The organism is Niabella agricola (assembly GCF_021538615.1).
GTDB lineage: Bacteria > Bacteroidota > Bacteroidia > Chitinophagales > Chitinophagaceae > Niabella > Niabella agricola.
This window is the reverse complement of record NZ_JAJHIZ010000003.1, coordinates 1419965-1432818: the sequence shown is the minus strand read 5'-3', so window position 1 is coordinate 1432818 and position 12854 is coordinate 1419965. Positions and strand designations below refer to the sequence as shown.

8 protein-coding genes are annotated in these 12854 nt (G+C 47.5%); 4 read left to right on the top strand and 4 right to left on the bottom strand.

Translation table 11 applies throughout. The features are described 5' to 3' along the window. Positions 1-14: 14 nt before the first annotated feature. From LL912_RS11370 to LL912_RS11355, 4 genes are all read left to right on the top strand, one after another. Complete coding sequence (locus LL912_RS11370) at positions 15-1016, top strand: DUF4973 domain-containing protein (protein WP_235553691.1); 1002 nt, start codon at positions 15-17, stop codon at positions 1014-1016. 39 nt (positions 1017-1055) lie between these two features. Then, the gene (locus LL912_RS11365; RefSeq protein ID WP_235553690.1) at positions 1056-2594 is read left to right on the top strand and encodes a family 43 glycosylhydrolase; all 1539 of its coding nucleotides are present in this window, start codon (positions 1056-1058) and stop codon (positions 2592-2594) included. Positions 2595-2772: 178 nt separating this feature from the next. Beyond that, positions 2773-3879, top strand: coding sequence for a glycoside hydrolase family 88/105 protein (locus LL912_RS11360; protein WP_235553689.1), 1107 nt, complete (start codon positions 2773-2775; stop codon positions 3877-3879). A gap of 155 nt (positions 3880-4034) precedes the next feature. Further along, on the top strand, positions 4035-5162 hold the full coding sequence (locus LL912_RS11355; RefSeq protein WP_235553688.1) for a glycoside hydrolase family 130 protein: 1128 nt from the start codon (positions 4035-4037) through the stop codon (positions 5160-5162). Positions 5163-5179: 17 nt separating this feature from the next. Here the strand turns inward: LL912_RS11355 and LL912_RS11350 are convergent, their stop codons facing one another. From LL912_RS11350 to LL912_RS11335, 4 genes are all read right to left on the bottom strand, one after another. After that, positions 5180-5944: a response regulator transcription factor gene (locus tag LL912_RS11350; RefSeq protein WP_235553687.1), complete on the bottom strand. Its 765-nt coding sequence runs from the start codon at positions 5942-5944 to the stop codon at positions 5180-5182. A 1-nt stretch (position 5945) separates the two neighbouring features. Next, a complete protein-coding gene (locus LL912_RS11345) occupies positions 5946-9131 on the bottom strand; it encodes a ligand-binding sensor domain-containing protein (RefSeq protein WP_235553686.1) in 3186 nt (1061 codons plus the stop codon). A gap of 580 nt (positions 9132-9711) precedes the next feature. Further along, positions 9712-11652, bottom strand: a complete 1941-nt coding sequence (locus tag LL912_RS11340) for a family 20 glycosylhydrolase (protein ID WP_235553685.1) — start codon at positions 11650-11652, stop codon at positions 9712-9714. A 23-nt stretch (positions 11653-11675) separates the two neighbouring features. Next, positions 11676-12854 (bottom strand): AGE family epimerase/isomerase, encoded by a 1179-nt coding sequence (locus LL912_RS11335; RefSeq protein ID WP_235553684.1) that lies wholly within the window; start codon positions 12852-12854, stop codon positions 11676-11678.

Genomic DNA, 12854 nt, shown 5'->3' with positions numbered 1-12854 from the left:
AAAAAAATAAACGAATGAAAAGTTTACGCATATACATCCTGACAGCAGCATTGAGCCTTGTGTTCAGCGCTTGTAATAATGAGTGGAAAGATGAGCTTTATATACAGATGGTTTCTTTTAAAGCCCGGTTAAACAGTGAGGGCGTTTCCCCGGTTTACCTGCGGTACAATAAAAACGGCGAGGTGATCTATAACCTGCCGGTGATTGTAAGCGGGTCGCAACCCAGTCATCAGGATATACAGGTTAAAGTAGGAGTGGATAATGATACACTGGGTATTTACAACCGTGAAAAGTTCCAGCATCGGGCCGATCTGTATTTTAAACAGTTGCCCGGTCAGTTTTTTGAACTGCCCTCACCAACCTGTTTTATCCCCAAAGGATCCAGTGCGGTGAACTATCCGGTGAAATTTAAGTTTGACAACTTAGACCTGGTGGAGCGTTATGTACTGCCACTTACCATTATAGATGATCCTTCCTATATTTCCAACTACCGGAAGGGATGGCGGAAAGCCCTGTTGAATGTGATACCGTTTAACGATTATTCAGGTAATTACTCTGCTACCTCGATGAACGTATACCTGGATGGTCAAACCACCAATCCCCTGGTATCAAGTACCCGTACGGCATGGGTGGTGGACGAAAAATCGGTTTTCTTTTATGCGGGTGTCACCGAAGAAAAATCTGAAGCGCGCGGCGCATATAAAATTGTCATGGAGTTTCTGGAACCTGTAACGGAGGCCAACGGCGATAAAGTAGGCGCATTAAACGTTTACGCCACCAATGACGCCATCCATTTTGAAATGCTGGGGCAGCCCACCTATAAGATTACCCAAACAGTAGATCCTACCAAAAAATACCTGGTAAAGCAATATTGCACCGTAAACCTGCGGTATAAGTATGATGATATTACCACCATGCCCGGCACACCGGTGCGGTACCGGGCTGAAGGGACAATGACTATGGAGCGGCAACGGAATATATTGATACCGGACGAAGATCAGGCCATTGACTGGTAAAATACAGCCCCTAACTAGCATCAGTAAAAAGTACAAACAATGAAACAATTTCTAATAACGGGATGCATCCTTGGGTGTTTATTACTATCGAACGCCTGTCAGAAAACAAAACAACCGTATTACGACCCCATACCCGAAAAACCACAGGAGCCGGAGATTCCCAAGGGCGAGTGGTGGGTTTATACCCTGGACAGTACGTTCAGCAACCCGGTAATGCCGGGCGGCCCGGACCCCTGGGTGACACAAAAAAACGGAACCTACTACTACACCTATACACAGGGCAGTAAACTGGTGATCCTCGTGACCAGGAATTTATCGGAACTGGCGTCGGCGCGCCGGTATGATGTGTGGACCCCGCCGGCCGGTCGTCCGTATTCAAAAAACCTTTGGGCGCCGGAGCTGCATGAAATAGATGGCAAATGGTATTTTTATTTTGCCGCCGATGACGGTGACAATGCCAATCACCGCATGTATGTGCTGGAAAACACTTCACCTACCCCGGTAGAAGGCAATTGGGAATTTAAGGGAAAACTGGCCGACCCGACCAATATGTGGGCTATCGATGGCACCATACTTCGCTACAATGGACAACAGTACATGATTTGGTCGGGGGGCAATGGCGGAGCACCGCCGCAGCATATTTATATCGCAAAGATGAGCAATCCGTGGACCATCGCCAGTGAAAAAGTAATGATTGCAACACCCGGTTTTGCCTGGGAAAAAAATGGCAATCCCATTAACGAAGGCCCGCAGGTGCTCGTTAATCCCAAAGGACGGGTGTTCCTCATCTATTCGGGCAGCGGCTACTGGTCAGACGGCTATTGTCTGGGGCAGCTGACCCTGAAAGAGGGAGGAGACCCTATGAACCCGGACGACTGGTCAAAAAAAGCACATCCTGTTTTTTCCATGAGATCAGAAGGCGGTGTTTTCGGGCCGGGACATAACGGCTTTTTTAAATCGCCCGATAGCAAGGAAGACTGGATCATCTATCACGCCCGGTCGGTGGCCAACCAGGGCGCCTCCGGCGGACGCAGTCCCCGCATACAACGGTTTACCTGGAACCCGGATGGATCGCCCAACTTTGGTCTTCCTGTAAGTATGACCACACAGCAGAAGCGGCCATCAGGAGAGCCCTGGCGCTATATACACGGCAAAAGCAAATGGTCTGTTGCCGGAGTCAGCTCAGAAGAGCCCGCCAACGGCCGCCTGGGGGCCTCTATTATTGATGATAACCTGACCACCATATGGATTACCCGCTATTCGGTGGATCCAACGGATTACCCGGACCATTGGATAACAGTGGACATGGGTGAAATTGCAACTGTAGACGGGTTTGTTATTTCTCAAAAAGACGGAGACCGCAAAATAAAAGAAATGGAGCTATTCGCCGGCAATGACAATCACGCATGGGAAAGTCTGGGTTCGTTTACGCTGAATGATGTTAACCTGCTGCGGCAATTCATCGATCTGCCACAACGCAAACAGTTCCGTTACTTCAGGCTGGTGCCAAAATCCGGTTATGACAGTCAAAAACAGCCCGGACTTGCAGAAGTATCGACCTTCCGGTATAAAGAATAACCGGGGGGCGGTAATGATGGAAGTAAACCTCGAAGCCTGTTGTTCCATGCCTTTTCGGAAAATGATCCTCCTGGTGTGCGACGTTCATGCAGCGAAGCCGGTTGATGCCATAGAAGGGTTTGTTTGCCGGTTCGCGTAAAGATCAGATAAATTTAATAAGACCCATAAAAAAAGTATCATGCACAAAAAGTTTTTTTTAGCGCTGCTGACGGTGCTCTCTTTTCAGTTTTTGTATGCCCAGCGTAGTTCCCTGACCGCTTTCCCAAAAGGCTTTGAGCCGAAAGAAATAGGCAGGCGTCTGGCTTATCACTTCGTAGATGGCCGGCATGAATTGTATGCGGGGCAGTATATCCACTATGCGGAAGTTTGTTCCTGGAACGGAGCGTTGGACCTTGCATTGAAAATAAATGACCGGAAGCTGATCAAATTATTACAGGATAAATTCGAGCCACTTTTTACAAAAGAAAAAGCGTTATTGCCGCCCATGAATCATGTGGACTACAATATGTTTGGCAGCATTGCGCTGAAACTTTATCAGGCAACAAAAGACGAACGTTACCGGAAAATGGGGTTAACCTACGCCGATACGCAGTGGGAGCTACCGGCGCACGCAAAGTCGCAGGAAAAAACCTGGGCGGAAAAGGGGTATTCCTGGCAAACACGTATGTGGATCGATGATATGTATATGATTACGGTAGTACAAAACGAAGCGTACAAAGTTACCGGCGACCATAAATACCTGGACCGGGCAGCAAAAGAAATGGTGCTTTATTTAGATGCGTTGCAGCGCCCCAACGGCTTGTTCTTTCATGCTCCTGATGTTCCGTATTACTGGGGCCGGGGGGATGGCTGGATGGCAGTAGGCATGGCGGACTTGCTGCGCGAACTGCCCCGGGATCACAAAGACCGCCCACGCATTATGGAGGGATATCTTAAAATGATGAGCAGCCTGAAAAATTATCAGCGGCCAAACGGTATGTGGAACCAGCTGATCGATGAAGCAGATTTCTGGCCGGAGACCTCCGGGACAGCAATGTTTACCTATGCATTCATCAGAGGTGTTCAGCAGGGCTGGTTAGATGCAGCTGAATATGCCCCGGCAGCAAAAAAAGCCTGGCTGGCGATGGTTTCGTATATCGATGAACGGAATAATGTAACCGAAGTATGTATCGGAACAGGCAAGAAGAATGATCAGCAGCACTATCGTAACCGCCCGCGCAACGCGGGAGATCTGCACGGGCAGGCACCCTATCTGTGGTGCGCTGCCGCACTTATGGGCAAATAACTGCATGCCGGCTGCTATACAGAGTGCGGCATTACACGGGAAACAGCAGATATTATCGTAATTAAACAGAAAGCGGCAAATGAGTAACTTTACAGGGATGTTCCCGATAGATTGCTGCCTGCAGGGGAAGCAACAGGTTTCAAAATTTCATGGATATGAATCATATGGCTTTAAGAGTGCTGTTTTTTGGGGTTGCATTCTCCATTACCTTTTTTGCAACCGCACAGGATCCGCTCCCGGACTGGGCACTGGGCCCGTTTAAAAGGCCGGCTTTTGCAAACCCGGTACTTTCCCCGGATACAGGAAGTGTGTTTTTTGATCCGATGAGCAGGAAACAACTGGCCTGGGAAGCAGGAGATGTATTTAACCCGGCAGCAGCCGTAAGGAACGGCAAGCTCTATGTATTGTATCGCGCTGAAGACCGGTCCGCGATGGGAATCGGTAAGCGGACTTCCCGGCTGGGGATTGCGGAAAGCCGGGATGGCATTAAAATGAAAAGGAGTCCGGAGCCGGTATTTTATCCGGATGAAGACGCGCAAAAGGAATATGAATGGCCGGGAGGATGCGAAGATCCGCGTATTGCGGTTACCGAAGATGGCTTGTATGTAATGTTGTATACGCAATGGAACAGAAAAGTGGCACGCCTGGCGGTGGCCACGTCAAAAGATCTGAAAAACTGGAAGAAACATGGCCCGGCATTCCTTAAAGCATATAACGGCCGGTTTAAAGATCAATTCAGCAAATCGGCATCCATTGTTACTAAAATAGGAAAGGGGAAGCAGGTTATTACAAAAGTGAAGGGGAAGTATATGATGTATTGGGGTGAGCGGTTCATGAATATCGCCACTTCGGATGACCTCGTGAACTGGAAGCCTGCTGTGGATGAAAAGGGTAACCTGGAAATGATCCTACGGCCCAGACGGGGGTATTTTGATAGCGATCTCACAGAATGTGGCCCGCCTGCAATTGTTACAGACAAGGGCATCCTGGTTTTATACAATGGCAAAAACAGAGGGGGCGCTGGCAGGGATACCTCCTACACCGCTAATACATATGCGGCGGGACAGGTATTGTTTGACCTGGAAGATCCCTCCAGGGTCATCGGTCGCCTGGATAAACCTTTTTTTGTTCCTACGGAGTCTTTTGAAAAAAGCGGCCAGTACCCGGCCGGCACTGTTTTTATTGAAGGGCTTGTTTATTTCAAAAATAAATGGTTCCTGTACTATGGTTGTGCAGACAGCAGGGTGGGGGTTGCGGTTTACGATCCGGGCGCAGGTAAATGATACCGTTTACCGGAAACTTATGCTTTTGGCAACGCATTGAAATACTCAGTAGGGGTCATTTTAAAATGTTTCTGAAAATTCCGGCTGAAAAGGCTTTGGGAGCTATATCCCACCATTTCCGAGATCTCGTATAGTAAAAATTCATTTTTGGCAATCAGGCTGGCTGCTTTCTTCAGGCGTGTGATGTCGATTAACTCTTTTGGCGATAAAGAAGAAAGTGATTTGATCTTACGATACAGCGTGGTACGGCTCATAAACATATGTTCAGCCAGCATATCAATATCAATATTGGATTCATGGATATTGCTTTGGATATATGCATCCAGCTTTTTTAAAAAAGCTTCGTCGGTTTTTGAATGCGCCATTACCCGTACATCCTCAAAAGGCGAGCTGGCAAAATGATCCTTTATTTTCTTCCGGTTTTTGAGCAGGTTGGCAATTTGTACCTGTAATAACCCGGATGAGAAGGGCTTTTGAATATAGGCATCAGCGCCAACCTCCAGCCCCTCGATATGTGCCTTGTAGGTGTTTTTCGAGGTTAATAAGATGATGGGGATATGGCAATACTCAACACTTGATTTAAGACGGCTGCAAAGCTCAAATCCATCGATGCCCGGCATCATAATATCTGATATAATCAGGTGAATGATCTCTTTGTCTAAAATGTGTTGTGCAATTGTTCCGTTGGCTGCAAGATGCAGTTTGTAGGTATCGCCTAAAATTACAGATAAGAATTCCAGCATATCTTCGTTGTCATCAATGATGAGGATGCTTTCTGTCATACTATTTGATCTTTTTCCAGCTGCCTAACTGAAATTCAATTTTTTGATGGATGGGCAGCTGCAGTTCAAAAATAATTAAATCCTGTTCACCGGAAATTAATCGCAGGGATCCGTTGTGCAGTTCTGTAAGCGACCGGGCAAGCGACAGGCCGATACCGGTTCCGGGCTTGTTATTGCCGCGTACCCTGAAAAACGGTTCAAACAGTTGCTGCCGGAATTCTTCAGGAATGCCTTTGCCATCGTTAGTAAAACGGATCCTGAAATATGCATCCGGATCGGTTACCGGCTCAATATGTACAATAGCCCTGGTGGTGGCATATTTAATGGCATTCGATATCATATTCGTACATATTTTTATAAACGCTTCCCTGTCTACAAAGGCCATAAAATGGTGCTCCGGCAATTCCATGTTCAGGTGGATATGGTTGCCCGCGGCTTGTTCTTTAAAACCGGTTACCAGGTCAGTGATCAGTGCAATAATATCTGTTTTTACAAAATTTAAACTAAACTGATCTGCCTCCGTTTTTCTGAAGTCGAGCAGCTGGCTGGTTAATGCCACCAGGCGCCGGGTATTTTTTTCTGCGATAGCCAGGCTTTTCCTGATGTCAGGTTCCTTGCCAAATTTTTTGCTCAGCCACTCAATCGGTCCGGCGATCAGCGTAAGCGGGGTTTGGATTTCATGCGTGATATTGGTAAAAAATTCGATTTTTGCCTGGTAGATTTCTTTTTCTTTTTCATGTTCGAAAAGTTGCAGTTTCCGGAGATTTTTTCGCTCCAGGTATTGACGGTATAAGCGGGTAATGATAAGAATTCCTGCAGTTAGCAGCAAGAGATATAGAAGGTACGCAGTGTTGCTTTTCCAGAAGGGCGGCAGGATCCGTATAAAAAGCCGGCGTTCTTTTCCGGTCCAACTCCTGATATTGCTTTCGGCCTGTACGATAAATTCATATTTACCCGGCGCCAGATCGGTAAAATAGGCATTACGGTTGGTGTTAAGGTAGGTCCAGGTCTGGTCGATACCCTTCATCTGGTATTTATACCGGGTTGCTTCAGGAGCGGAAAAGTTCAGTGCGGCAAATTCAATGCTGAAATTGTTTTGATCGTATGTCAGCAAGATCGTATCGGTGTACAAAATGGACCGGGAGAGGGGGCTGTGCTGTGCATTGGGGGCCACTTCTTTATTATTGATCTGAAAGCCGGTAATATAGGTTGGCGGACTGGGTTCTTGCTGATCAAATAAAGCCGGGTCAAAAGCAATCAGGCCCTTAACGGAACCGAAGTACATTTTGCCGTCTGTATGTTTGTAAGCCGAGTTGTAGTTGAACTGATCCGTAATCAATCCATTGGCTTGTGTGTAGACTTTAACCGCTTCGGTAACGGTGTTTAAACAAATCAGACCTTTGAGGGAGCTAACCCATAAATTTTTCGAATGATCTTCCAGGATACCATATATAACGTTACTGGGCAGGCCGTTTGCGGTGGTGTATCGCTTTATGGTTTTACGGTCGGGGCTTAGTTTTATAAGTCCGCAACCGGTGGTGGCAAACCATAACGCATGGTTGCTGTCCTCAAAAATATTGTATACCGGAAATTCATTGATCGTATGCCCCTTCGTGGTATCGCCGAACTGTAAGCTGCCGTGCCGGCCGGTTTTGGGGTTGTACCAGAAGGCGCCTTCCTTTACACTGCCGGTCCAGATATTTCCTTGTGAATCTTCAAAAATATCATAGACATAGGTATTGAAGGGGATCTGGGGAACGCGGTCGAATGTTTTTTGTTGCGGATGGTATTCAAATAGTCCGGCATTGCGATATGCAGACCCTACCAGCAAACGGTTGCCCTTTGTACGGTAGATGGAGATGATAAAATCGCTTACCGGCCCCCCTTTCGTATCGGCAATCAGCTTAAACCGGTCGGTGATCAAACCGGTACGCATATTCATGATTTCCAGACCTTGTAAAAAGGGACCGATAAATAACTTGTCTTCCCAGGCCAGCAAACCGTGTATATTGGGATAGGAGATGCTCCCTTTTTGGGGAGTAGCTGTATAGTTCGTAAAGACGCCTGTTTTCAAATGCAGCCTACTGATGCCGGCATCTTCAGTGCCGATCCATAAATGTCCCTGGTTGTCGGAGCAGATTTCCCGAACGGCATTGCCCGAGATTGAATTTACTCCCGGTAGCGGATAGTATTTTTCGAACCGTGCATTATCTTTTGAGTAATAATTCAACCCGCCGAAAAAGGTGCCCGCCCACATGCCGCCCTGCTGATCCCTGCACAAGGCATAAACAGCATTGTCTGCAAGGGCATAAGGGTCGCCTGCCCGTTTTTTAAGGTTGATACTCGTATTTGCAGCAAGGTCATAAATGTAAATTCCCGATTCGGTAGCAATCCAGTACCGCCCGTTGTGGTCAGTTGCAATATCCCGGACAAAGATGGCTCTGTTTGGTTCGGCACTCAAGGGTAAAGTGCTAACGGCGCCGGTTCTTGGATTGTAGCTTTTTAAGCCCTGTTTGAAACAGCCGATCAATAGCCTGTTGTGATCGATGGGATATATTTTGCTGATGGACCGGGCATTTGCAGGCAGTGTTTTCTGAACAATCCTGATAGCGGTACCAGGCTTTTTCTGCGGGTCGTAAATATGAATGTTCCCGTCATCATCTCCCATCCATAAGTTCCTGTTTGCATCCAGTGCAATACAGGAGGCTGGTGTTTTGAGGTGTTCCAGCCGGTGTGCAGACTGTATATACCGGTACAGGGAAAACTGGCAGAGAAACCAGAGGTTGTTATCCTGGTCTACCACAAGATTGTTGGTGTATTCTTTGGGAGCGGCCTCCAGTTCTGTAAGCACTTCCCTGTACGGGTCGTATTTGAAAAGGCCTTTGCCCGTACCGATCCAGATCATATTGTTTTTATCTTCAACGATGCTGTTGATTACATCGTTGCCCAGGCTGCCAAATTGATCTCTTTTGTTTTTGTAGGTTTTAAAAGTGTACCCGTCAAAACGGTTCAGGCCGCCGCGGGTTCCGATCCATATCAACCCCTTGCTGTCCTGCAGCACTGCGGTTACTGCGTTATGGACTAACCCGTCATCTACCTGGTAATGCTTAAAATAATATTGCCCCGAACACACCGAGGTGACAAGCAGCAATGCCAGACTTAATGGCCATCGGTAATAAAAGCTCATAATTCGTTCATTCAAAGATATATATAATGGCGTTTATAAAATGAGCACAGGACAGGCGGATAGTGGCGTTCATCCGGACCGGCGATTACGGTACCGGTTTAAATTCAGGGATTTGTTGAAACCGCCACGTTCGGATTCTGAGCAAGCTGGTGCACCGGATGATACAAATCGACAAAAGAATGAACAAAATTTGAAAAGCCGGAGCCCCTGTATCGGAACCTGTAATATGATCAAGTATAAACCGGCCGGATCAGCTGCGCGTAGGTTAAACCAGGCTAATGATGGCTCAAAAAAGGATGTTTTCTGCTTTTTTATTCATGGTGTATTGTAGTAAGCAACAGTTGTTTTGAAGATCTGCAAACAACAGGCCACAAGGCAGGATGGATGTTTCCGGTTGTCTGATGTAACCGGTAAATACAGCCGGCGACCAGCCCGACAGTTGCAGCGGAAGGACAACAGGTGTCAATCATGCGACCTGGTTGTAGTGATACAACGTTTTTTATTACCGTGGTCCGTTAACGGTATGGAACCGCGGTGTCATTTAAAGGGTAATAAAAATCCGTTTGAAACCCTAGACCGGTTAAAATTCAGACCCGGATAGTGGTACAAACGTAAACATCCATTTTACCGGGTTTTGCCAGTTCTTTGCGGCAAAAGAGCCTACAGGTAATTTTATTAATACCCTGTTCCAGCCTTTTTTGAGTAAAATATAGGTTGGCGGCCGGTATTCATACCCTTCATCAGTAAGTGGGATTTCCAGGTCGCCTTTTTGCCCCGGCCTTTTCCAGGAGGGAGGGAGGATTAATTTTTCGTTTACCCACAGGCTGCTTCCCCGGTTGTCCCAGGCTCCTTCGGGTGGGGAATCTGTGGCCATTGAGCGCGAAAGATTATTGAAGCCGATCCAGAATGGTTTTTCCCCTTCGGCATCACTCCAGATAGACGTGCTTGCGTACCAGGTAGTACTGTCTCTGGGATGATCCACTGCTCCTTTAATCAGCGGGTACCACCAATGACGGAGTACAATGGTGCCACCTCTTTCCGTTTTCACCGGCGATAGCTGGCAACTGTCTGCGTATTCGGGGAAGAATGACTGGGAAAGGTTTCCATTATTGTTCAGCGGACCGGTGAGTTTCCACAGGAGGTTCGCCTGTTGGGTATACGGAAAAGGCTTATAGCGAAAGTATTGTTTTTTATGATCGAGCAGCCGGTCTTCAAATTCAGTGAACGCGGTTTCATCTCCATCGCTGATGTTGGCAATCCAGCCGGTCTTTCCGCCGCCCCGCCAGATGCGTTCCGAAAAGGCAATGATTCCGGGGTATACGGGGTTCATTTTTAGAACATCTGTTGCTTCCTGTACCGCCCTGTCGTGCCATACGCATAAAGTAGCTCCGTAAAAAGAAGGTTTCCCTTCTTTGCCGATTCTCCGGTTAAACAGCGAAACTACCGCTTCTAAAGGATCCATATGATTGAGATACAGATGCCGGGAATCAATATATCCGACCTGATCGGGCGGCGAAGAGGCCTGGCGGTCGTCTTTCCACAACTGCAGCAACGTACTGCTGGTAAAGTTGCCCCCGGGCTGCCAGCCGATCACTTTTTTACCCCTTGCTTCGAGATACCTGGTAATTTCCGGCACAAAGTTGGGGTTGGTTATTTTTACTTCATCTGCGCCGATATGTATATACGGAACATCATAGGTATTGCAAAATTCGTTGAGGATCTGCTTTACGTAGCTAATCCCCGAGTCACTTTGCATATCGGTTTTTAAAGCCCGCTTAAATGCTGCGCTATGCCCTGGCATGTCTATTTCCGGAACAAAGGTGATATACCGCTCCCGGCAATAGTCGATCAGGTCCTGGATTTCCTTTTTGGAATAATACATTCCTTTGTTACGCTCCATATTGGCTGGTGCTGTCAGTGCGGGATACCGGTCAATGGCGATTCTCCAGGCGATGTCTTCCGTTGCATGAAAATGAAATACATTTAGTTTATAGTGGCTCATTACATCGATCTGTTCCTTGAGCAGATCGGGCGACATATAATTCCGGCCCACATCAACCATATAGCCGCGCCATAAAAAAGCCGGGGCGTCCTTCACCGTACACTGGTCGATTATATTTCCACTGCGCCATAATTGCCGGAGCGTTTGTATGCCGTTAAAAATACCATGAGGAGCCTTTGCTTTAATAAGGATTCGCACTGCGGTTACCTCCAGTTCATAGGCTTCTGCATTTTCGAATGCCCCGGAAGATTCCAGCCGGAGCTCAATATAGTTTTTACCCGCGGGAGCGGAAGTGGTAATTGCTGCATCATATCCTTTTTCATGTATCAATGCCTGCAGGAGATTGGTTTCGCGTTCCAGGCCTTTTTGCGCTGCCAGGATGGTGTTTTGCCGGCCAAATCGGAAAAAGCCATTGTTCCATACCACCTGTCTGGGCAGGGGGATCAGCGCGGGCTGCGCCCGAACAGTACCATTTAACAGCAGAAGGACAATACTGAGGAAGAAAGGTTTAAATAACATTTTTTTTGCAATGAGGCAGAAAATTATTGATTGAGATAGTTTTCCAGTAGCCGGGTGCAGTACCATTCCTGGCGCGGCAAATGAAATGGCCCTTTGAAGAGATTGCCTTTGGCGGTTTGGGCGATGCTTCCGTCGCGGTGCAGGTAACCAAACCACTCTCCATGTTCTCTGTCATGAAAATGCTGGTAGGAATAGTCATGTATCTGCCGGTGCCATATAGCATATTTCTCATCTCCGCTAACAAGATGGGCCAGCAGGGTGGCAATGATCGCCTCGTTTTGCGGCCACCAGAATTTCATATCCTGCCAGTACTCCTGCACCGGTTTATTGTATACATCCCGGAAGTAAAGAATGCCGCCGTGTTCCTTGTCCCAGCCGCGCTCCCACATATAGTCCAGCATCCGGCAGCCCAGGTCAATAAGGTGCGGATCGTTGTTCCTGTAAAGGGCTTCATGCAAAATAAACCAGGCGCCTTCAATTGCGTGCCCGGGATTGAGGGTGCGGCCGTCGATATGATCGATGATACTGCCGTCTGCCGCTACCTGTTCCATTACGCAACGAATGTCGTCTTTTACAAAATGTGTTTCTATTTCCCTGATCCATTTTGTGATGTACGCATCGCAGCGGGGGTCACCAATGGTTTCCCGTAACTGTTGTGCGGTATTGATCATGATCATCGGTACGCCGATGCCTTTTGCCGGCCGGGTTTCTGTAAATTTGGAAGGCAGTTGCCGTTCACCCTCAGCATACCGGATGCACTGAGTAAACAGATCCCTGGCCCGGTCGGCCGCCTGCAAATCACCACTGGCTTTGGCATAGGCAGCATTAGCAATTACTGCAAAAGTTTCAGAAAAAAAGTACCGTCTTTTTCTGATCGGTTTGCCGCAACGGGTAACATGAAAAAACATCTGCCCATCCGTGTCGAAGCAATAATTGTTTAGGAAATCAATTCCGGATTTGGCGGCAGCCAGCCACTCGGATTTGGAATCCATTGTATTGTACAGGGTGGCCAGCAACCATGCGGCGCGCCCCTGGATCCATACCGCTTTGTCATCGTCGATTAGAGAACCGTCCTGATCACGCATGAACAAATAGCCACCGAACTGCTGGTCGATGCTTCTGGGAAACCAAAAAGGAATGGTGTCTTCCAGCAGTTGTGACCTGTAAAAATCTTTAAGCTGTATTAACTCTTTTGTATCCAC